20 protein-coding genes are annotated in these 21,911 nt (G+C 67.5%); 18 read left to right on the top strand and 2 right to left on the bottom strand.

What is annotated here, in order from left to right; all coding sequences use genetic code 11:
• Window positions 1-56: 56 nt before the first annotated feature.
• From WS61_RS06595 to msrQ, 5 genes are all read left to right on the top strand, one after another.
• The gene (locus WS61_RS06595) at window positions 57-710 is read left to right on the top strand and encodes a cytochrome c (protein WP_011546640.1); all 654 of its coding nucleotides are present in this window, start codon (window positions 57-59) and stop codon (window positions 708-710) included.
• Window positions 711-928: 218 nt separating this feature from the next.
• On the top strand, window positions 929-3,142 hold the full coding sequence (locus tag WS61_RS06590) for a cytochrome c biogenesis protein ResB (protein WP_059499770.1): 2,214 nt from the start codon (window positions 929-931) through the stop codon (window positions 3,140-3,142).
• Window positions 3,143-3,146: 4 nt separating this feature from the next.
• Window positions 3,147-4,337, top strand: a complete 1,191-nt coding sequence (gene ccsB, locus WS61_RS06585) for a c-type cytochrome biogenesis protein CcsB (protein ID WP_059499769.1) — start codon at window positions 3,147-3,149, stop codon at window positions 4,335-4,337.
• A gap of 159 nt (window positions 4,338-4,496) precedes the next feature.
• Window positions 4,497-5,492 carry a protein-methionine-sulfoxide reductase catalytic subunit MsrP gene (gene msrP / locus WS61_RS06580; protein ID WP_059499783.1) on the top strand — a complete coding sequence of 332 codons (996 nt, stop codon included), beginning with the start codon at window positions 4,497-4,499 and terminating at the stop codon, window positions 5,490-5,492.
• Window positions 5,493-5,512: 20 nt separating this feature from the next.
• Complete coding sequence (gene msrQ, locus WS61_RS06575; RefSeq protein WP_059499768.1) at window positions 5,513-6,199, top strand: protein-methionine-sulfoxide reductase heme-binding subunit MsrQ; 687 nt, start codon at window positions 5,513-5,515, stop codon at window positions 6,197-6,199.
• 82 nt (window positions 6,200-6,281) lie between these two features.
• Here msrQ and WS61_RS06570 read toward each other — a convergent pair whose 3' ends face one another.
• Window positions 6,282-6,560: a lipoprotein gene (locus WS61_RS06570; protein ID WP_059499767.1), complete on the bottom strand. Its 279-nt coding sequence runs from the start codon at window positions 6,558-6,560 to the stop codon at window positions 6,282-6,284.
• A 36-nt stretch (window positions 6,561-6,596) separates the two neighbouring features.
• On the opposite strand from WS61_RS06570, the gene cyaY reads away from it, so the two are divergent.
• Window positions 6,597-6,923, top strand: a complete 327-nt coding sequence (cyaY, locus tag WS61_RS06565; RefSeq protein ID WP_059499766.1) for an iron donor protein CyaY — start codon at window positions 6,597-6,599, stop codon at window positions 6,921-6,923.
• 81 nt (window positions 6,924-7,004) lie between these two features.
• Here cyaY and WS61_RS06560 read toward each other — a convergent pair whose 3' ends face one another.
• Entirely contained in the window at window positions 7,005-9,398 is a 2,394-nt protein-coding gene (locus WS61_RS06560) for a penicillin-binding protein 1A (RefSeq protein WP_059499765.1), read from the bottom strand.
• Between the two features lie 218 nt (window positions 9,399-9,616).
• Here WS61_RS06560 and WS61_RS06555 point away from each other — a divergent pair, with 218 nt between their 5' ends.
• The 12 genes from WS61_RS06555 (at window position 9,617) to ugpQ (ending at window position 21,778) form a co-directional block, all read left to right on the top strand.
• Window positions 9,617-10,540 (top strand): hypothetical protein, encoded by a 924-nt coding sequence (locus WS61_RS06555; protein ID WP_059499764.1) that lies wholly within the window; start codon window positions 9,617-9,619, stop codon window positions 10,538-10,540.
• Window positions 10,540-11,193, top strand: a complete 654-nt coding sequence (locus WS61_RS06550) for a hypothetical protein (RefSeq protein WP_059499763.1) — start codon at window positions 10,540-10,542, stop codon at window positions 11,191-11,193. The genes WS61_RS06555 and WS61_RS06550 overlap by 1 nt, the downstream gene beginning before the upstream one ends.
• Complete coding sequence (locus WS61_RS06545; protein ID WP_059499762.1) at window positions 11,190-12,056, top strand: hypothetical protein; 867 nt, start codon at window positions 11,190-11,192, stop codon at window positions 12,054-12,056. Before WS61_RS06550 ends, WS61_RS06545 begins: the two co-directional genes overlap by 4 nt.
• Window positions 12,053-13,693: a type IV pilus secretin PilQ gene (locus tag WS61_RS06540; RefSeq protein WP_059499761.1), complete on the top strand. Its 1,641-nt coding sequence runs from the start codon at window positions 12,053-12,055 to the stop codon at window positions 13,691-13,693. Before WS61_RS06545 ends, WS61_RS06540 begins: the two co-directional genes overlap by 4 nt.
• A gap of 40 nt (window positions 13,694-13,733) precedes the next feature.
• On the top strand, window positions 13,734-14,288 hold the full coding sequence (locus tag WS61_RS06535) for a shikimate kinase (RefSeq protein ID WP_059499760.1): 555 nt from the start codon (window positions 13,734-13,736) through the stop codon (window positions 14,286-14,288).
• A complete protein-coding gene (gene aroB, locus WS61_RS06530; protein ID WP_059499759.1) occupies window positions 14,285-15,364 on the top strand; it encodes a 3-dehydroquinate synthase in 1,080 nt (359 codons plus the stop codon). The genes WS61_RS06535 and aroB overlap by 4 nt, the downstream gene beginning before the upstream one ends.
• Before the next feature lie 40 nt (window positions 15,365-15,404).
• Window positions 15,405-16,613 carry a deoxyguanosinetriphosphate triphosphohydrolase gene (locus tag WS61_RS06525; RefSeq protein WP_059499758.1) on the top strand — a complete coding sequence of 403 codons (1,209 nt, stop codon included), beginning with the start codon at window positions 15,405-15,407 and terminating at the stop codon, window positions 16,611-16,613.
• An 88-nt stretch (window positions 16,614-16,701) separates the two neighbouring features.
• Window positions 16,702-18,036, top strand: coding sequence for a sn-glycerol-3-phosphate ABC transporter substrate-binding protein UgpB (gene ugpB / locus WS61_RS06520; RefSeq protein WP_034209751.1), 1,335 nt, complete (start codon window positions 16,702-16,704; stop codon window positions 18,034-18,036).
• Between the two features lie 97 nt (window positions 18,037-18,133).
• Window positions 18,134-19,018, top strand: a complete 885-nt coding sequence (ugpA, locus tag WS61_RS06515) for a sn-glycerol-3-phosphate ABC transporter permease UgpA (protein WP_059499757.1) — start codon at window positions 18,134-18,136, stop codon at window positions 19,016-19,018.
• Window positions 19,015-19,860, top strand: coding sequence for a sn-glycerol-3-phosphate ABC transporter permease UgpE (gene ugpE, locus WS61_RS06510; RefSeq protein WP_034209753.1), 846 nt, complete (start codon window positions 19,015-19,017; stop codon window positions 19,858-19,860). Before ugpA ends, ugpE begins: the two co-directional genes overlap by 4 nt.
• Window positions 19,861-19,894: 34 nt before the next feature.
• Window positions 19,895-20,980: a sn-glycerol-3-phosphate import ATP-binding protein UgpC gene (locus WS61_RS06505; protein ID WP_059499756.1), complete on the top strand. Its 1,086-nt coding sequence runs from the start codon at window positions 19,895-19,897 to the stop codon at window positions 20,978-20,980.
• A 27-nt stretch (window positions 20,981-21,007) separates the two neighbouring features.
• Window positions 21,008-21,778 (top strand): glycerophosphodiester phosphodiesterase, encoded by a 771-nt coding sequence (gene ugpQ, locus WS61_RS06500; protein WP_059499755.1) that lies wholly within the window; start codon window positions 21,008-21,010, stop codon window positions 21,776-21,778.
• Window positions 21,779-21,911 lie beyond the last annotated feature (133 nt).

The raw sequence follows: 21,911 nt of genomic DNA, 5'->3' as shown, positions 1-21,911 counted from the left end.
ACGCCGTCGTTTTTTGCAGAACCTCAAATTCCCACAAGACGAAACAGGGTGTGCGAATGAATCGACTGTGCAAGTCTCTGATGGTGCTTCAGGTTGCAGCAGGGTTCGTAGGTTTCGTAGCGGAGGCAAACGCGGCAGATGCGGCCAAGCCGGATCTCGACCGCGGCAAGGCGATTGCCGGGCAGGTTTGCGCGTCGTGTCACGGCGCCGACGGCAATAGCGCGTCGGGCAGTTTCCCGAAGCTTGCCGGCCAGCATCCCGAATATCTGGTCAAGCAGTTGAACGACTTCAAGACGCAGCCGGGCGCGAAGGGGCCGGTGCGGAACAACGCGGTGATGGTTGGATTCGCGAGCGCGTTGAGCGCGGACGACATGCGCAACGTCGCCGCGTACTACGGGTCGCAGACGACGAAGCTCGGTACCGCACGCGATGCGGCGACCGTGCCGGTCGGCCAGAAGATCTATCGAGGCGGCATCGCGGAAAAGGGCGTACCCGCCTGCGCGAGCTGCCACGGCCCGACGGGGCAGGGAATCCCGGTCCAGTACCCGCGTCTGTCGGGGCAATGGGCCGATTACACGGTCGCGCAGTTGACCGCGTTCCAGCAGGGTGCCGGTGCGCGCAACAACAACGAGGCGATGCATCAGATCGCGTCGCGGCTGTCGGATACCGAGATCAAGGCCGTCGCGGATTACATCGCGGGCCTGCGTTGAGCGGTCGGCCGCGAATGGAATGACCGGGCGCCCGAAGGGCGGCCGGAGTCAGAACAAGAAAAGGGTGGGGCGCCGCGCCGTCGCGGTTGCCTCGCCCTTCTTTTTTGTCGGCACTCGCCGGGCCGAGCCGGGATGGAGCGGCTTGCCGGCGATGGGGGCTGCGCCCCCGAAGCGAACATAGTGAGCGTGGGGGCTGTTTCCCCTTAGTCGGAGTTTGAATGAGCGTTACCACGTCGGGGTTGCAGTCGAAGTCGAGCCAGGGTGCATCGAAACGCGCGGTCGAGCTGCTGAGCTCGATGCGCTTCGCGATCGCGCTGCTGGTGGTGCTGTCGATTGCGAGCATCATCGGCACGGTCCTGACCCAGGACGATCCGTATCCGAACTACGTGAACCAGTTCGGGCCGTTCTGGGCGGACATCTTCCGCTCGCTCGGCCTGTACAACGTGTACAGCGCGTGGTGGTTCATGCTGATCCTGATCTTCCTCGTCGCGTCGATCTCGCTGTGCGTGATCCGCAACGCGCCGAAGATGCTCGCCGATGCGAAGAGCTGGAAGGACAAGGTCCGCGAGGGCAGCCTGCGCGCATTCCACCACAAGGCCGAGTACACGGCGTCCGGCACGCGCGCGAGCGTCGCGACCACGCTCGCCGCGTTCGTCACGAAGGCCGGCTACAAGCACGTCGTGCGTGAAACCGACGGCGCGACGCTGATCTCCGCGAAGCGCGGTGCGATGACCAAGTGGGGCTATATCTCCGCGCACCTTGCGATCGTCGTGATCTGTATCGGCGGCCTGCTCGACAGCAACCTGCCGATCAAATTCCAGATGTGGATGTTCGGCAAGAGCCCGGTCAACACGAGCGCGACGATCAGCGAGATCTCGCCCGACCATCGCCTGTCCGCGTCGAACCCGACGTTCCGCGGCTATGCATGGGTGCCGGAGGGCCAGTTCGTGTCGACCGCGATCCTGAACCAGCCGAGCGGCTCGCTGATTCAGGATCTGCCGTTCTCGATCCAGCTCGACAAGTTCATCGTCGATTACTACACGACGGGCATGCCGAAGCTGTTCGCGAGCGACATCGTCGTGATCGATCGCGAGACCGGCCGGAAGATCCCGGCGCGGGTCGAGGTCAACAAGCCGTTCACGTACAAGGGCGTGTCGATCTACCAGTCGAGCTTCCAGGACGGCGGCTCGCAGATGCAGATGACGGCCTATCCGATGACGGGCAGCCACGCGGCGACCGTCCCCGTGAAGGGTACGATCGGCAGCTCGGCGCCGCTGCAGGTTCCGGGCGCCGACGGCGACACGATTGAGTTCTCCGATTTCCGCGCGATCAACGTCGAGAACATGGCCGACGCGACCGGCAAGCCCGACGTCCGCGGCGTCGCGACGACGAGCTCGCTGAAGGAAGTGTTCGACGAGCGGCTCGGCTCGGGCGCGAAGACGTCGAAGCCGACGCAGCTCCACAACATCGGCCCGTCGGTGCAGTACAAGATCCGCGGCAAGGACGGCCAGGCGCGCGAATTCAACAACTACATGCTGCCCGTCGACATGAACGGCGAGCGCGTGTTCCTCGCCGGCGTGCGCGCGAGCCCGAACGACCCGTTCCGCTATATGCGGATTCCGGCCGACAGCCAGGATTCGATCGGCGAATGGATGCGCCTGCGCGCCGCGCTCGAGGATCCGGCCGTGCGCACGGAAGCCGCCGCACGCTTCGCGCAGCGCTCGCTGCCGGGCGACGCGTCGCTGCGTGGCCGTCTGCAGGATAGTGCATCGAAGGTGCTGACCCTTTTTGCGGCAAGCGACGACAGCATCGGTCGCGGAGCGGACGGCCAGCCGGTCGGCGGCTTCCAGGCAGTGGCGACCTTCATCGACCGCTCGGTGCCGAAGGGCGAGCAGGAGAAGGCTGCGAGCCTGCTGCTGCGGATGCTCGAGGGCTCGATGTGGGAGGTCTGGCAGATCGCCCGCGAGCGTGCCGGCGAGCCGGCGGCGCAGCAGGGCACCGACACGATCCGCTTCGTGCAGAACGCGATCAATGCGCTATCCGACAGCTTCTTGTATGGATCGCCGGTCTATTTGCAGCTTGACTCGTTCAAGCAGGTGCAAGCTTCGGTATTTCAGTTGACGCGCGCACCCGGCAAGAATCTGGTGTATCTTGGCAGCCTGTTGCTGGTCGCCGGCATCTTCTCGATGTTCTACGTGCGCGAGCGGCGACTCTGGTTCTGGCTGAAGGACGCCGGTTCGGGCGTCGATGTGGTGATGGCAATGTCCACGGCCCGCAAGACCTTCGATTTCGAGAAAGAATTCGTGCAGACGCGCGACGCGGCCGGCGCCGCCTTGCGCGCCGCACCTCGCGACGCCGCGCCCGCCGGTGCGGCTTCGACGGCCCGCCCGCCTGCCGGCGGCGGTTCCGATTCCGAGAATTCCACCCGGTAACATCATGGATCTCACGCAAGTTTCCTCTTCCCGTACGGCGTCGGCTGCGGCGCCGGCATCGTCGCCGCTGTTCGACGACCGTCCGTTCCTCGCGCGCCTGTCGCTGTTCGACTGGCTGTTCGCACTGGCGCTGGTGGCGGGCGCGGGCTATGCGCTCGTGCACTACAACGCGCACATGGATTACTACGACAAGGCGGTGATGATCGGCACCGTGCCGGCGCTCGTCGCGCTCGGCTGGCGCTGGAAGCCCGCGCGGCTGATGATGGCGTCGATCGCCGTGCTGTCGCTGCTGTCGATCCAGATCTACCAGGGCGATCTCGCCCGCGCCGATGCGGCGTTCTTCCTCAAGTATTTCCTGTCGAGCCAGTCGGCGATCCTGTGGATGAGCGCGCTGTTCGTGCTCGCGACGATCTTCTACTGGATCGGCCTGCTCGCCCGCTCCGAAACGGGCGCCGCGATCGGCCAGAAGCTCACGTGGGTTGCCGTGCTGATGGGCTTCACGGGGTTGATGGTGCGCTGGTACGAGTCCTACCTGATCGGTGCGGATGTCGGGCACATCCCCGTGTCGAACCTCTATGAAGTGTTCGTGCTGTTCAGCCTGATCACCGCGCTGCTTTATCTGTATTACGAAGGCCACTACGGCACGCGCTCGCTCGGCGCGTTCGTGCTGCTGGTCATCAGTGCGGCGGTCGGCTTCCTGATGTGGTACTCGGTCGCGCGCGATGCGCAGCAGATCCAGCCGCTCGTACCGGCACTGCAAAGCTGGTGGATGAAGATCCACGTGCCGGCGAACTTCATCGGCTACGGCAGCTTCGCGCTGTCGGCGATGGTGTCGGTCGCGTACCTGATGAAGGAGCGCGGGGTCCTCGCCGATCGCCTGCCGACGCTGGAAGTGCTCGACGACGTGATGTACAAGTCGATCGCGGTCGGTTTCGCGTTCTTCACGATCGCGACGATCCTCGGCGCACTGTGGGCGGCCGAGGCGTGGGGCGGCTACTGGAGCTGGGATCCGAAGGAAACCTGGGCGCTGATCGTGTGGCTGAACTACGCGGCGTGGCTGCACATGCGGCTGATGAAGGGCCTGCGCGGCGCGGTGGCCGCGTGGTGGGCACTTACCGGCCTGCTGGTCACGACGTTCGCGTTCCTCGGCGTCAACATGTTCCTGTCCGGGTTGCACAGCTACGGCAAGCTGTAAGGTTTCCGCCGCTCGTCCGACCATATGACCGCCGGTGCACTGCGTGCCCGGCGGTTTTCTTTTGTAACGGGCGGGCGAACCGGGCGTCGAACGGCGCGTGACGGGCCGGGTCGAACGCTCATGAAGCATGCGCGCCGCGCATGCGGGAGGAGCTGCACGATGTGGATCAAACGCCCTTTGCGTAACGTACTGACCGGCGCGGATATCGCGCCGAGCGAGATCACCCCGCGCGCGGTGTTCGAGAACCGGCGGCGCGTGCTGCAGGCAGCCGGCCTCGCGGCCGCAGGCGGCCTGTTCGGCGCCAGCGGCGCGGCGCTCGCCGCGTATGCGTCGCCCGATCCGCGGGCGGCGAAGCTCGCGGCAAAAACGAACCCGACATTCGTCGCCATCGACAAGGTGACGCCGTTCAAGGACATCACGTCCTACAACAACTTCTACGAATTCGGCACCGACAAGAGCGATCCGGCGCAGAACGCCGGCACGCTGCGGCCGCGCCCGTGGCGCGTGAGTGTCGAAGGCGAGGTGCAGCACCCGAAGGTGTTCGATCTCGACGAGTTGCTGAAGCTCGCGCCGCTCGAGGAGCGCGTGTACCGGCTGCGCTGCGTCGAGGGCTGGTCGATGGTGATTCCGTGGATCGGCGTGCCGCTGTCCGAGCTGATCAAGCGCGTGCAGCCGACCGGCAACGCGAAATACGTGCAATTCGTCACGCTGGCCGATCCGTCGCAGATGCCGGGCCTGTCGACGCCCGTGCTCGACTGGCCGTATTCGGAAGGGCTGCGCATGGACGAGGCGATGAATCCGCTGACGCTGCTGACGATGGGCGTCTACGGGCAGGTGCTGCCGAACCAGAACGGCGCACCGGTGCGGATCGTCGTGCCGTGGAAGTACGGCTTCAAGAGCGCGAAGTCGCTCGTGAAGATCCGCTTCGTCGACAAGCAGCCGAAGACGAGCTGGAACACGTACGCGGCGAACGAATACGGCTTTTATTCGAACGTGAACCCGAATGTCGATCATCCGCGCTGGAGCCAAGCGACCGAGCGGCGCATCGGCGAGGACGGCTTCTTCACGCCGAAGCGCAAGACGCTGATGTTCAACGGCTACGGCGATCTGGTCGCATCGATGTATCAGGGCATGGACCTGAAGAAGAATTTCTGAGTGCGACCGTGAGAAACGACATGCCTCCTTCGACGCTCACGTCCGCCCGCGCCGCGGGCGACGGGCCGCTCGCGCGCACGGCACGGGCCGGTGCGATCCGTCCCGCTGCGCCGCGCTGGCTCGCACCGGCCAAGGTGCTGGTGTTCGCGGCCGGCCTCTATCCGCTCGCGCGCATCGTGCTGTTCGGGCTGACCGATCGGCTCGGCGCGAACCCGATCGAATTCGTCACGCGCTCGACGGGTTTGTGGACGCTCGTCCTGTTGTGCATCACGCTTGCCGTCACGCCGGTGAGGCGCATGACGGGTTTCGCGCCGCTGCTGCGCTTTCGCCGGATGATCGGGCTGTTCGCGTTCTTTTACGCGACGCTGCATTTCACGACCTACCTGTGGTTCGACAAGTGGTTCGACGTCGTCGCGATCCTGAAGGACGTCGGCAAGCGTCCGTTCATCACGGTCGGCTTCGCGGCGTTCGTGCTGCTGATTCCGCTCGCCGCGACGTCGCCGCGCGCGATGGTGCGCCGGCTCGGTCGCCACTGGGCGACGCTGCACAGCGCGATCTACGCGATCGCGCTGTTCGGCGTGCTGCACTTCTGGTGGATGCGGGCCGGCAAGCACGATCTCGCGCAGCCGAAGCTCTACGCGGCGATCGTCGCCGCACTGCTCGGCTGGCGACTGGTTGCGTGGGGATGGCGGCGCGTGCGCGCATGACGGGGCGGCCCGGAAAAAACGAAAGGCGATGACCGAATGGTCATCGCCTCGTTTCGAGCGCCGCGCGGGCGGCAGCGCGGCGTTACTTCGTGGCGGCCGGGCCCGATGCCGGGGCGGGCAGCGTCGATGCGCTGCTCGACAACTCGGGCGACAGCTTGAGCGGCGAGCCGGATGTGTCGGGCATCTCGTCGGACGACGCGTTTTCGTCGGTCGGTTTCACGTCCGACGGCGGCGTGTCCTGTTGCTGGATCGGCTTGGGCATCGGAGGCACGGTGGGCAGATAGAGCGCGCCGCTTTGACCGCAGCCGGCAAGAATCGCCAAAGCCGCTACAATCGCGCTCATCCGGAAAACGACTCGCATGATCGTCCCTGAACAATTTAACCGATAGAGTTTAGCATGTCCGATACTGAATACCTGGCCCGTGCAGAGGCCGTGCTGGCGGCCGTCGAGCGTACCGTGGACGTCGCGAACGACGGCGATCACGACATCGACCTGGAGCGCAACGGCAGTGTGCTGACGCTGACGTTCGAGAACGGCTCGAAGATCATCGTCAACCTGCAGCCGCCGATGAAGGAGGTGTGGATTGCCGCGAAGGCGGGCGGATTCCACTACCGTTTCATCGACGGCGCATGGCGCGATACGCGCACGGGCACCGAGTTCTTCGCGGCGCTCACCGAGTACGCGACCCAGCAGGCCGGCCTGCCGATCACGTTCAGCGCGTGACGGCCGGGGCACTGGGCTCCCAACGTCGTGCCCGAAGAAAAAGCGCCCCGCGGGGCGCTTTTTTCATGTCCGGGCCGCCGGTCAGTGGCCGCGGAACAGGTTCATGATGTCCTGCTTTTCCTGTTCGTCGACGTGCGGCACCGCCTCGTCGACGTTCTGCGCGGCCGGCGCCTGCGGCACGCCGACCGTCGACACGAAGCCGTGACCCGGCGTGAACTCGGTGAAGTACAGTTCGCCGCCGAGCGATTCGACGCCGTCAGGCGCCGTCGGCTTGAACTCGGGCACGCCCTTCAGCGCCGCACCCATGTAGTCGATCCAGACCGGCAGCGACAGGCCGCCGCCGGTTTCGCGATCGCCGAGGCTGCGCGGATTGTCGCAGCCGATCCATGCGATCGCGGCGAGCGTGTGCTGGTAGCCGGCGAACCACGCGTCGTGCGAGTCGTTCGTCGTACCGGTCTTGCCCGCGAGGTCGGTGCGCTTCAGCACGTTGGTCCGCGCGCCCGTGCCGCGCTGCGCGACGCTCTGCAGCAGGCTGTTCATGACGTAGGCGTTGCGCGCGTCGATCGCGCGCGGCGCGTTCTGCTCGGCGATGAGCGGCTGCGCGCGCGCGACGATCGCACCGTTCGGATCGGTGACTTCGGCGATCAGGTACGGATTGACGCGGTAGCCGCCGTTCGCGAAGACCGAATACGCGCCCGCCATCTGTAGCGGCGTGACCTGACCGGCACCGAGTGCCATCGGCAGGTAGGCGGGATGGCGCTCGGCGTCGAAGCCGAAACGGGTGATGTATTGCTGCGCGTATTTCGTGCCGATGTGGTTCAGGATCCGGATCGACACGAGGTTGCGCGAGCGCTGCAGCGCGGTGCGCATCGACATCGGGCCCTCGAAGCCGCCGCCGTAGTTCTTCGGCTCCCACGGCTGGCCGCCGGTTTCCGCGGCGCTGAAATACAGCGGGCCGTCGTTGATCACGGTGGCCGGCCCGAGGCCCTTGTCGAGCGACGCCGAATAGATGAACGGCTTGAACGACGAACCCGGCTGCCGCCACGCCTGCGTGACGTGGTTGAACTTGTTCTTGTTGTAGTCGAAGCCGCCGACGAGCGAGCGGATCGCCCCATCCTGCGGGACGATCGACAGGAACGCGCCTTCGACCTGCGGCAACTGCGTGATCGACCATTTGCCGGCGTCGTTCTTCACGACGCGGACGATTGCGCCGGGGCGGATGCGGCGGTTCGGCTGCGCGTTGGCGGACAGCGCGCCCGACGCGAAGCGCAGGTTGTCGCCCTCGATCGTCGCAGTGCTGCCGTCGATGAACGCAACCGTGATCTGGCGCGGGCTCGCGGCCGTCACGACCGCGGCGATCAGCTCGCCGTTGTCGGGGTGCTCGAGCAGCGCGTCGTCGATCGCCTGTTCGCGATCGTCGGCGCCGGCCGGCAGCTCGATGAAGCCCTCCGGCCCGCGATAGCCGTGGCGGCGCTCGTAATCCATGATGCCCTTGCGCAGCGCGGTGTACGCGACCTGCTGGTCCGCGGAATCGATCGTCGTGACGACGTTGAAGCCGCGCGTGTAGGTTTCCTCGCGATACTGCGCGTACATCATCTGTCTGACCATTTCGGCGACGTATTCGGCGTGCACGCTGAAATCGCGGCCCGGCCCCTTGACGACGAGCGGCTGCGCGGCGGCTTCGTCGTACTGTTCGCGCGTGATGAAGTTCAGCTCGAGCATCCGCTGCAGGATGTATTCCTGGCGCACCTTCGCGCGCTTCGGGTTCACGACCGGGTTGTACGCGGACGGCGCCTTCGGCAGCCCCGCGAGCATCGCGGCTTCCGCGAGCGTGATGTCCTTCAGGTCCTTGCCGAAATAGACCCGCGCGGCGCTCGCGAAGCCGTACGCGCGCTGGCCGAGATAGATCTGATTCATGTAGACCTCGAGAATCTGATCCTTCGTCAGTGCGCGCTCGATCCGGTACGCGAGCAGCATCTCGTAGATCTTGCGCGTGTAGGTCTTCTCGCTCGACAGGAAGAAGTTGCGCGCGACCTGCATCGTGATCGTGCTCGCGCCCTGCGACGCGTGGCCGTTCGTCAGCGCGACGAAGCCGGCGCGGACGATGCCGGTGAGATCGACGCCGCCGTGATCGTAGAAGCGCGCGTCCTCGATCGCGAGAATCGCCTTCTTCAGCGAGTCGGGCACGTCCTTGAAATGGACGACGTCGCGACGCTCCTCGCCGAATTCGCCGATCAGCACGTGATCCGACGTATAGATGCGCAGCGGCACCTTCGGCCGATAGTCGGTCAGCGCGTCGAGCGACGGCATGTTCGGCCACGCCACGACGAGCGCGTAGCCGAGCACGAGGCCGCCGGCCACGACGAGGGCCACGCACATCGCGGCGAAGCCGAGCAGGACTTTTTGCCACCAGGGTCGCTTCTTCGGCTCCGGGGCGGGAGGCGGGGACGTAGGAGTCGTGGATTGCATAGGCATACCGGAAAACAGTCCCGCGATTATAGCTGCCCGGTAAGACCGGTCCTGACGCGGGGCCGCCCGTCGGAAAGCCGCAGGTCGGCGTGTCGTCAGCATAGTCCTGCATGGCCCCCGTGAGCGGATGCTGGCCATTTGGCCGACTGTCGGTCGCACGCGTCGCTTTGCAGAATCAGGTCTCGGAAACGCGGCGTGGGCCGCGACGATCTCGGGAGGCTGGGATGGCAGGACGATGGGTGGCGCGGTTTGCACAGGGCAGGCACCGGTCGACGGGAATCGACGTCGGTGCGCACGAAGTAAGGGTGGCCGTGCTGAGCCGGCGCGGCCGGGACGCGGATGTGCGCGTCGAGGGGCTCGAGCGGGAACCGGTCGGATTGGCGGACGGGCCGGAAGACGCGCGATGGGCGGCGGTCGCGCGGTCGCTGGCGGCGGCTGTGGCGCGGCTGTCGGCGTGCGATGTGCGGTGCGACGCGCGCGGCGTGATGGCGCTGCACGACGAAGAGATGCGTACCGCGACGCTCGATCTGGCCGGGCGCGGCGACATCCCGGACGCCGCGCGGCAGGCGGCCGAGCGCATCTCGGGGCTGGCGCCGGACAGTCTCGCGTTCGACTGGCGGCACTACGGCGGCGCGCGGTCCGGCGAGATCGCGGTGGCGGTGGCGCCGCTGGCGCTGCTCGAGCGGCGGATCGACGTGGCCGCCCAGGCCGGTATCGACCTGACGGTGATCGACGGCGAGTCGGCCGCCGTGCTGCGCGCGCTGCGCTATGCCGCGCAGTTCGAACTCGACGCCCAGGGCGCCTACGCCGCGCTCTGGTTCTGCGACGCGGGCGTGCGCGGCTGGCGAATCGATGGCCCGTCGATCACCCCGGCGCTTACACTGTCCGGCACGTTGCCGGAGGCACTTCCCGATGCGTTGCGCCGACGCGTGCTGGGGGCCGTGCGGTGCGTATTCGTCGCCGGAGACGAGCGATGTATCGCCCGCTTCGATACGTCCGTCGCCGGGATTGGCGATGTGCTCGGCACGGCAGTGGTCCCGTTCGACTGCACGGGCTGGGACGGCCAGCCGTGCGCGCGCGCCGGCATGCCGGGCGGCCCGGCGTTTGCCGTTGCATTCGGGCTGGCGTTGCGCGGGGTGTCGGAATGATGGCCGATCACGTGGCGGCAAACGGAGGCGGGGCGGTGGCGGCCGAGCAGGCGGTACGGGCGGTATTCGGCGACTTCAACCTGCTGCCGTACCGCGAACGATTGGCGCAGGCGTTGCGGCGTCGTCGGGCCGCGCAGTGCGGTGTGGCGATCCTGCTCGGCGTGCTCGGCGCCGGCGTGTGGACGGGCGCTGCTGTGTTATCGCGATGGCGGGTGGACGCCGAGCGCGCCGGCGTGGAGGCACGGTTGCGGCAGTTGCAGCCACAAGTGGCCGTTGCGACGCACGCCGCCCACGCCGCCGCCGCCATCGCGCAGCGCGAAGCGCAGGCGGCTGCGCTGGCCGCGCCTTACCGGCGCGTGACAGGGTTGCTGGCGACCCTGAAGCAGGTGCGCGCCGATCATATCCGGCTCGACGCACTGCGCATGACGACGACCGGCGCCGTGCTCGACGCGCGCGCCGCGAGTTACCGGGCGGCTGCGCGGTGGCTCGCCGCGATGGCGCGCGAGCAGCGCGACTGGCGGATCGATATAGAGACGTTGAAGCCTGCGTCGGATGCGCCGGCTGCCGCGGCCGGGATGCCGTTCCGGTTCTCGGTGCAGTTGCGCTGGCACGACGCGATGTCGTCGCGGACGGTGCCGGGAGGTGGCGCATGACGGCGCTCGTGCGTTGGTCGGCGCTGCGCTCAGGCGCCGGGCCGGGCCGCATGCCGCACGTGTCGCCGGCGGCCGTGCATGCCGCGGGTTGCGTGCTGGCATTCGGCGCCGTGTTGGCAGGCGGCATTCATCTGGCGAATACGGCCAACTGGAGCGGCCTGGCACATAGTCGCGCGTTGCTCGCCGCAGCGCAGGCGCGTGCGGCCGACGCGCAACGCGTGCTCGCTTCCGCCGGACAGCGGCGCGACGGGCATCGTGCGTCGACGCGCGACGATCGCTTGCCGCATGCGCCGGAATGGGTCGAGTTGATGCTGGAGCTGGCCGATCTCGCTGCATCGAGCGGGCTGCAGGGCGTGTCGATCGAACCGCAGCGCGCCGATGGCGCGGCACCGGACGGCCGGCGCACCGTGCGCATCGTCGCGGATGGCGGTTTTCGCGCGCTGGTGCATATGGTCGGCGGGCTGGCGCGCTTCCCGGTGTTGGCCGTACCGTCGGCGCTGCGTATCGAGCGTGGCATGTCGGCGGCGCGCGTGGATATGTCCGTCGACGTGTTTCCGGCGCTGCCGGCAGCAACCGCCGCGGCGGCCGACATGCCGGTTCGCGCCGCTGCGTCCGACGCCGATCCGTTCGGCGAGGCTGGCCCGACCGAAGCGGCGGGGCGCGCAGCCCGCCTTGCCGGCACGATTCGCGATGCGCGTACCGGTCTCGCGTTGTTCGACGACGGCGACGGCGTGTTCACGGCCGTCGCACCTGGCGAGGTGCTGGGGGCTGCGCGCGTGGTGCGTGTCGATCGCGCTGCCGTGACGCTTGCAACGGCAGACGGATCGCAGCGGCTCGTCCTGGACGACGGAGGCCGGCCATGACGAAACACGGCTGTTGGGTGTTTGTCGTCTGGGCCGGCGTGACGGCGGCTAACGCTGGCGCGTCGTTGCCGCCGTTACCGCCGCTGCCGGCGGTCTGGCCGGCCGGGTCGACGGCGGTGTCGGTGCCGGGCCTGTCGCAGCCGTTGCGCGTGGCTGACGGCGTGGACGGCGCGGTAGCGGAGGACGCCGGCCCCTCGCCGTTCGATCAGGCCGCGCGTGCGGCGCTGCAGACGGAAACCGCCCCACCGCTTTCCACGCTCGAGGGGCCGCCGATCCCGCTGGCGCCGCCGGCCCGAATGAGCGACGCCGCCGCGCGGCAACCCGGCGATGCCGACGACGCGCGCCGGATCTCGCTGAATCTGCAGGGCGCCGGGCTCGCGGCTGCGTTCGACGCGATCGCGCGGTTCACGGGGCTCAATATCGTCGTCGGCGAGCAGGTGCGCGGCACGGTGACGTTACGTCTGAACAATGTCCGCTGGCGCGAAGCGTTCGACACGCTGCTCGACACGCACGGGCTCGCGATGTCCCGGCGCGGAAACGTGATCTGGGTCACGCCGGCAGCCGAACTGGCTGCGCGCGAACGCGAGCGCTTCGAAATGCATGCGCGGGCCGCCGATCTGGAGCCGCTCGCGAGCCGTACGTTCGCGCTGCACTATCCGCGCGCGCAGGACGTGCAACGGCTGCTGGCCGGCGCGACCGGCCAGCGTCTGCTGTCGAAGCGTGGCGCCGCGGCGGCCGATCCGCGCACGAACCTGCTGTTCGTGACCGATCTCGCGCCGCGCCTCGCTCAGATCGCGGCCCTGATCGACGCGATCGACCGGCCGTCGCGGCAGGTCCGCATCGAGGCTCGCATCGTCGAGGGCGAGCAGGGTTTCTCGCGCAACCTTGGCGCGCGCGTCGCGCTGCGTGCGCAGGGACGGCCGTCGTCGGCCGAGGGCGCGTCATTCACGGCGGATGCGCGCAACGCGCTGGATCTCGCCGCGCGGCCGCTCGGCGGTTTCGACGCGGCGACTGCCGGCTTCACGCTGTTCGCCGCGCCGCTCAGCCGCGTACTCGACATCGAGCTGAGTGCGCTCGAGGCACAGGGTCGGGGCCAGATCGTTTCGCGTCCGCGGGTAGTGACGGCGGACCGCGTCAAGGCCATCGTCGAACAGGGTTCCGAACTGCCGTACCAGGCGAAGGTCGGCAATGGCATGAGCGGCGTGCAGTTCCGTCGCGCGACGCTCAAGCTGGAGGTCGAGCCGCAGATCACGCCGGACGGGCGCGTGGTGCTCGATCTCGACGTGACCAAGGACAGCGTCGGCGAGCCGACCGCGGCCGGCCCTGCCATCCATACGAAGCACGTGCAGACGCGCGTCGAGGTCGAGAATGGCGGGACGGTCGCGATCGGCGGCATCTATGAACAACTGAACCGGAACGATGTGACGCGCGTGCCGCTCTTGGGCAGAATACCGTTTCTGGGCGCGCTTTTCCGGCACCGCGCGCAGCGCGATCAACGCAACGAACTGGTCGTCTTCATCACGCCGACCGTCGTCGAGGCGCGTTGCGGCGCATCCGACACGGGCGACGTGGACGCCGAGAAAACAGGGCCGGAAGCCGGCGGCGCAGGCTCGACAAGGCAGCCGCTTTGCCAGTAAGCTGCGCCACACACCAGCAAGATTGAAGCAGAGGAAGCCGTTGCAAGCGCGGGACCCACATGCAAACGTATTTTTCGTCGGCCTTATGGGAGCGGGTAAGACCACCGTGGGCCGTGCGGTCGCGCGTCGTCTCGACAGGACGTTCTTCGACTCCGACCACGAAATCGAGGCCCGTACGGGCGCGCGCATTCCGGTGATCTTCGAGCTGGAGGGCGAGGCCGGGTTTCGCGATCGCGAAACGCAGGTCATCGCCGATCTCGCGCAGCGCGAGAACATCGTGCTCGCGACGGGCGGCGGCGCGGTGCTGCGCCCGGAAAATCGCGACAGCCTGAAAACCAACGGCATCGTCGTCTACCTGCGCGCCAATCCGCACGATCTGTGGCTGCGCACGCGCAAGGACAAGAACCGCCCGCTGTTGCAGACGGAAGATCCGAAGGGGCGTCTCGAAGCGCTGTACGAAGTGCGCGACCCGCTGTACCGCGAATGCGCGGATTTCGTCATCGAGACTGGCCGTCCGTCGGTCAACGGTCTCGTCAACATGGTGCTGATGCAACTCGAACTGGCCGGCGTCGTCGCCAAGCCGCTACAAGCATGATTACTGTCAACGTCGATCTGGGCGACCGCGCCTATCCGATTCATATTGGCGCCGGCCTGATCGGCCGCACCGAGCTGTTCGCTCCCCACGTCAAGGGTTCGTCCGTCACGATCGTCACGAACACGACGGTCGATCCGCTCTACGGCGACGCGCTGCGCGCGGCGCTCGCGCCACTCGGCAAGCGCGTGTCGACGGTCGTGCTGCCGGACGGCGAGGCGTACAAGAACTGGGAAACGCTGAACCTGATCTTCGACGGCCTGCTCACGGAGCACGCGGATCGCAAGACGACGCTCGTCGCGCTCGGCGGCGGCGTGGTCGGCGACATGACGGGTTTTGCCGCCGCGTGCTACATGCGTGGCGTGCCGTTCATCCAGGTGCCGACGACGCTGCTGTCGCAGGTCGATTCGTCGGTCGGCGGCAAGACGGGCATCAATCACCCGCTCGGCAAGAACATGATCGGCGCGTTTTACCAGCCGCAGGCCGTGATCGCGGACATCGGCGCGCTGACGACGCTGCCCGATCGCGAACTGGCGGCGGGCGTCGCCGAAGTCATCAAGACGGGCGCAATCGCCGATGCCGGGTTCTTCGACTGGATCGAGGCGAACGTCGGTGCGCTGAACCGTCGCGAGCCGGCTGCGCTCGCGCATGCGGTGAAGCGTTCGTGCGAGATCAAGGCGAGCGTCGTCGCGGCCGACGAGCGCGAAGGCGGCCTGCGCGCGATTCTGAATTTCGGCCACACGTTCGGCCATGCGATCGAGGCCGGGCTCGGCTACGGCGAGTGGCTGCACGGCGAGGCGGTCGGCTGCGGGATGGTGATGGCGGGCGACCTGTCGGTGCGGCTCGGTCTCTTCGACGAAGCGTCGCGGCAGCGCCTCGATGCGGTGATCGCGGCCGCGCATCTGCCGACCCGCGGGCCTGCGCTCGGCGACGCGCGCTACATGGACCTGATGCGCGTCGACAAGAAGGCCGAGTCCGGCGCGATCAAGTTCATCCTGCTGAAGCGATTCGGCGATACGCTGATCACGCAGGCGCCGGACGAAGCGGTATTCGCTACACTGGCGCAGACGACCCACTAACGGTGGCCCGGATGTGCCGGCGCCCTGACATGGAGGAGACGTGAGCGAGACATCCAGCCGCACACTGCCCGAAGCCGGCCGCGCCTGCGCCGCGCCGGTGGCCGAGCCGCCGACGCTGGCGGCGCTGGAAGCCCATCTCGCTCCGTATGCCGCACACGCGTCGCAGTCGCGTGGCCGCCGCCATCCGGAAACCCCGCCGGCGGCGCGCACCGAATTCCAGCGCGATCGCGACCGCATCGTCCATTCGACCGCGTTTCGCCGGCTCGAATACAAGACGCAGGTCTTCGTCAATCACGAAGGCGACCTGTTCCGCACACGCCTCACGCACAGCCTCGAAGTCGCGCAGATCGCGCGCTCGGTCGCGCGCAACCTGCGCCTGAACGAGGATCTCGTCGAAGCGATCTCGCTCGCGCACGATCTCGGCCATACGCCGTTCGGCCATGCCGGGCAGGACGCGCTGAATGCGTGCATGCGCGAGCACGGCGGCTTCGAGCACAACCTGCAAAGCCTCGCCGTGGTCGACGAGCTCGAGGAGCACTACGGCGCGTTCAACGGATTGAACCTGTGCTTCGAGACGCGCGAAGGCATCCTGAAGCACTGTTCGCGCGAGAATGCGCGCAAGCTCGGCGCGCTCGGCGAGCGCTTCCTGCAAGGCCGCCAGCCGTCGCTCGAAGCGCAGCTCGCGAACATCGCCGATGAAATCGCGTACAACAACCACGACGTCGACGACGGCCTGCGCTCCGGCCTGATCACGATCGAGCAGCTCGCGGAAGTCGAGCTGTGGCAGCGTCACTACGAAGCGGCGCTCGCCGAATTCCCGCATCTCGAAGGCCGCCGTCTCGTGCACGAGACGGTGCGCCGCATCATCAACACGCTGATCGTCGATCTGATCGACGAGACGACGCGCAATCTCGCGCGCGTCGCGCCTGCGTCGCTCGACGACGTGCGCGACGCACCGCCGCTCGTGTCGCACAGCCCCGAGGTCGCCGCGCAGGCGGCCGCCCTCAAGCGCTTCCTCTTCAAGAACCTGTATCGCCACTACAAGGTGATGCGCATGGCGAGCAAGGCGCAACGCGTCGTCACGGGGTTGTTCGATGCGTTCATCGACGATCCGCGCCTGCTGCCGCCGCCGTACCAGTCCGACGACGCGGCGCAGCAGCCGCGTCTCGTCGCGCATTACATCGCCGGCATGACCGACCGCTTCGCGCTGAAGGAATACCAGCGCCTGTTCGTCGTCAACGACAACTGACTGTCACAAACGATCACTAGACTTCGCCGGTTCAATGGCGACGGGAATGTTGCACACGCTGTTGGTAACGTCTTCATAGGAGAGGTCGATGAAGAAGAAGCCTGCGGGGACACTGGTTCGGTCGATCGCGCTCGGCGGCGCGTTGATGTTCGGGGCGCAGCACGTCGCGCTCGCCGCGACGGAAATCCAGTTCTGGCATGCGATGGAGGCCGCGCTCGGCGAGCGGGTCAATGCGATCGCCGACCAGTTCAACGCGTCGCAAAGCGACTACAAGATCGTGCCTGTCTTCAAGGGCACCTACGACCAGGCGCTCGCGGCCGGCATCGCGGCCTATCGCAGCGGCAACGCGCCGGCGATCCTGCAGGTGTATGAAGTCGGCACGGCGACGATGATGCAGGCGAAGAAGGCGGTGGTGCCCGTCTACGACGTGTTCAAGCAGGCCGGCGTGACGCTCGACGAAAAGGCATTCGTGCCGACCATCGCGAGCTACTACAGCGACGCGAAGACGGGCCACCTGGTCTCGATGCCGTTCAACAGCTCGACGCCGGTGCTGTACTACAACAAGGACGCGTTCAAGAAGGCGGGCCTCGATCCGAACCAGCCGCCGAAGACGTGGGCCGACGTGAAGGCGGATGCCGAGAAGCTGCGCAAGTCGGGGATGGCCTGCGGTTTCACGACCGGCTGGCAGGGCTGGATCCAGCTCGAAAACTACAGCGCGTGGCACGGGCTGCCGTTCGCGAGCCGCAACAACGGCTTCGACGGTACGGACGCGGTGCTCGAGTTCAACAAGCCGCAGCAGATCGCGCATATCGCGTTCCTGCAGCAGATGGCGAAGGACGGCACGTTCACGTACGCGGGCCGCAAGGATGAAGCGTCGGCGAAGTTCTACAGCGGCGACTGCGGGATTCTGACGACGTCGTCGGGGGCGCTCGCGAACGTGCAGAAATTCGCGAAGTTCAGCTACGGCACGGGGATGCTGCCGTACGACGCGGACGTGAAGGGCGCGCCGCAGAACGCGATCATCGGCGGCGCGAGCCTGTGGGTGCTGGCCGGCAAGGATCCGGCGACCTACAAGGGCGTCGCGAAATTCCTCGCGTACCTGGCCACGCCTGCCGTCGCCGCGAAGTGGCACCAGGATACGGGCTACCTGCCGGTCACGACCGCCGCGTACGACCTGACGCGCCAGCAGGGCTTCTACGCGAAGAACCCGAGCGCCGAAACCGCGATCAAGCAGATGTTGAACAAGCCGCCGCTGCCGTACACGAAGGGGCTGCGGCTGGGCAACATGCCGCAGATCCGCACGATCGTCGACGAGGAGTTCGAACAGGTCTGGGCGCAGAAGAAGTCGCCGAAGGACGCGCTCGATTCGGCCGCCTCGCGCGGCGACGAACTGCTGCGCCGCTTCGAGAAGTCGGGCGGCTGAGCACGCATCGCGTTCGTGCCGCCGGCGGCGCCGCGCGTCAGCGCGTGCCGTCCGGCGGCACGGCTTCCCTTCCGTTTCGCCTGACCGGACACCCGCGATGCAATCCCGTTCCCGTTTCGGTACGAGCCCGGTGCCGTACCTGCTGGTCGCGCCGCAGCTCGCGATCACCGCCGTGTTCTTCCTGTGGCCGGCCGGTGTCGCGCTGTGGCAGTCCACGCAGATGCAGGACGCGTTCGGCACGTCGAGCGAGTTCGTCGGCTTCGCGAACTTCGCGCACCTGTTCGCCGATCCGCTGTATCTCGATTCGTTCCGCACGACGCTCGTGTTCAGTTCGCTCGTCACGGTGAGCGGGCTCGTCGTGTCGCTGCTGCTCGCCGCATGCGCCGACCGCGTGATCCGCGGCGCGCGCGCGTACCGCACGCTGCTGATCTGGCCGTACGCGGTCGCGCCGACGATCGCGGCCGTGCTGTGGGCGTTCCTGTTCAACCCGAGCATCGGCCTGATCACGTATGCGCTCGCGAAGGGCGGCATCGTGTGGAACCATGCGCTGAACGGCGGTCAGGCGATGTTTCTCGTCGTGCTGGCGTCGGTATGGAAGCAGGTGAGCTACAACTTCCTGTTCTTCTACGCGGGGCTGCAGGCGATCCCGCGCTCGCTGATCGAGGCGGCGGCGATCGACGGCGCGGGGCCGGTGCGGCGCTTCTTCAACATCGTGCTGCCGCTGCTGTCGCCGACGAGTTTCTTCCTGCTGGTCGTGAACCTCGTCTACGCGTTCTTCGACACCTTCCCGGTGATCGACGCGGCCACCGGCGGCGGCCCGGCGCAGAGCACCAGGACGCTGATCTACAAGATCTTCGCGGAAGGCTTCCAGGGGCTCGACATCGGCAGCTCGGGCGCGCAGTCGGTCGTGCTGATGATCATCGTCGTGGGGCTCACGGTGATCCAGTTCCGCTTCGTCGAACGCAGGGTGCAATACGCATGATCGAGAATCGCAAGGGCTTCGACCTGTTCTGCCACGCGGTGCTGATCGCCGGTGTCGTCCTGATCGTGTTTCCCGTCTACGTCGCGTTCTGCGCGGCGACGATGAATGCGCAGGAAGTGTTCACGGTGCCGCTGTCGCTCGTGCCGAGCACGCACCTGTTCGAGAACGTCGCATACATCTGGGGGCACGGCAGCGGCGGCACGACGGCGCCGTTCGGGCGCCTGCTCGTGAACAGCTTCGCGATGGCGCTCGGGATCGCGGTCGGCAAGATCGCGGTGTCGATCCTGTCCGCGTACGCGATCGTCTATTTCCGCTTCCCGTTTCGCAACACGGCGTTCTGGCTGATCTTCGTCACGCTGATGCTGCCGGTGGAAGTGCGGATCTTCCCGACCGTGCAGGTCGTGTCGACACTGCATCTGACGAACACCTATGCGGGGCTCGCGATGCCGCTGATCGCATCGGCGACCGCGACGTTCCTGTTCCGGCAGTTCTTCATGACGCTGCCCGACGAGCTGATGGATGCGGCGCGTATCGACGGCGCGGGGCCGCTGCGCTTCTTCTGGGACGTCGTGCTGCCGCTTTCGAAGACGAGCATCGCCGCGCTGTTCGTGATCACGTTCATCTACGGCTGGAACCAGTATCTGTGGCCGATCCTGATCACGACGGAAGCGTCGCTGTCGACGGCGGTGGTCGGCATCAAGACGATGATCGCGAGCGGCGACGCCGCGACCGAATGGCAATACGTGATGGCGGCGACGCTGCTGGCGATGATTCCGCCGCTCGTCGTCGTGCTGGCGATGCAGCGCTGGTTCGTGCGCGGCCTCGTCGATTCCGAGAAATGAACGACCGACGGTAACTCCGGGAGAAGGACCAGGTATGGCTGCACTGAGCTTGAAGGGCGTCAGGAAATCCTACGACGGCAAGCAGCACGTGCTGCACGGCATCGACGTGGAGATCGCCGACGGCGAATTCATCGTGCTGGTCGGCCCGTCGGGCTGCGGCAAGTCGACGTTGTTGCGGATGATCGCGGGGCTCGAGTCGGTGACGGACGGCGAGATCGCGATCGGCGACCGGGTCGTCAACACGCTGGAGCCGAAGGATCGCGACATCGCGATGGTGTTCCAGAACTACGCGCTGTACCCGCACATGACGGTCGCGCAGAACATGGGCTACGGGCTGAAGATTCGCGGCATCGAGCGCGCGACGATCGATTCGCGGGTGGCCGCGGCCGCGAAGATTCTCGAGCTCGAGCCGCTGCTCGCGCGGCGGCCGCGCGAGTTGTCGGGCGGCCAGCGGCAGCGCGTTGCGATGGGGCGCGCGATCGTGCGCGAGCCGTCGGTGTTCCTGTTCGACGAGCCGTTGTCGAACCTCGACGCGAAGCTGCGCGTGCAGATGCGGCTCGAAATCCAGCGGCTGCACGCGCGACTCGCGACGACGAGCGTGTACGTGACGCACGACCAGATCGAAGCGATGACGCTCGCGCAGCGGGTGATCGTGATGAACCGCGGCTACGCGGAGCAGATCGGCGCGCCGGTCGACGTGTACGAGAAGCCGGCGACCGTGTTCGTCGCGGGCTTCATCGGCTCGCCCGCGATGAACCTGATGCACGGCCGGCTGTCGGAAGACGGCGCGACCTTCACGGTCGCGGGTGGCGGCCCCGCGCTGCCGGTCGCCGGCGCGCCCGGCATCGGCAGCGAGATCGCCACCGGGCGCGACTGGGTGCTCGGCGTGCGTCCCGAACACATGACGCCGCAGCCGGGCGTCGCGCAGGCGACGCTGCCGGTCGATTCGTGCGAGCTGCTCGGCGCGGACAATCTCGCGCACGGCCGCTGGGGCAATCACGACGTCGCGGTGCGCCTGCCGCACGCGGACCGCCCCGCGCGTGGCACGGCGCTGACGGCGGCGTTGCCCGCGCACCGGCTGCATTTCTTCGATCCCGAAACCGGCAAGCGCGCCGGCTGAAACTGTCCGACTGCCGGGAGACCGACGATGACGATCCGCACCGACTGGCCCTATCCGCGCGTCGTCGCCCATCGCGGCGGCGGCACGCTCGCGCCGGAGAACACGCTTGCCGCGCTCGACGAGGGCGCGCGGCGCGGTCACCGGATGGTCGAGTTCGACGCGAAGCTGTCGGCCGACGACGTGACGTTCCTGCTGCACGACGACACGGTCGACCGGACGTCGAACGGCCATGGAGCGGCGGCGGGCATGCGTTATGCGACGCTGGCCGCGCTCGACGCGGGCGCGTGGCGCGATGCGCGCTTCGCGGGCGAACGGATGCCGACGCTCGAGGCCGCGGCGGCGCGCTGCATCGCGCACGGGCTGGCCGCGAACGTCGAGATCAAGCCGTGCCCGGGGCGCGAGCGCGAAACGGGGCGGCGCGTGGCGGCCGACGCGGCCGCGTACTGGCGCGATGCCGCCGTGGCGCCGCTGCTGTCGTCGTTCTCGTTCGACGCACTGCAACAGGCGCGCGCGTCCGCGCCGGCGCTGCCGCGCGGAATGCTCTACGAAATCGTGCCGGACGACTGGCATGCGCAGGTCGTCGACGCGCTCGGCTGCGTGTCGTTGCATGCAGACCACACCCGCCTCGACGAACCGCTCGTGCGCGCGATCAAGGCTGCCGGGCTACGCATCCTGGTTTACACGGTGAACGACCTCGAACGGGCGCGCGAGTTGGCGCGCTGGGGCGTCGACGCGGTCTGCACGGACCGCATCGACCTGATCGCGCCCGATGCACTGGACGATATCGACGTCGTCTGACTGACGGCCACGGCGGCGGTCGCAGTTGCGGCGGCGTCCGGTAAAACCCTTGCCCGGGACGGGCCCGACGCGAAAAAACGACGCCCCGACGGGATTCCCGCCGGGGCGTTTTGCATCGTGGAGACGTTACGCC

Source organism: Burkholderia sp. ABCPW 11, assembly GCF_001523445.1.
GTDB lineage: Bacteria > Pseudomonadota > Gammaproteobacteria > Burkholderiales > Burkholderiaceae > Burkholderia.
Note: the sequence above shows the minus strand (reverse complement) of the source record. Positions and strands in the feature narration are given on the sequence as shown.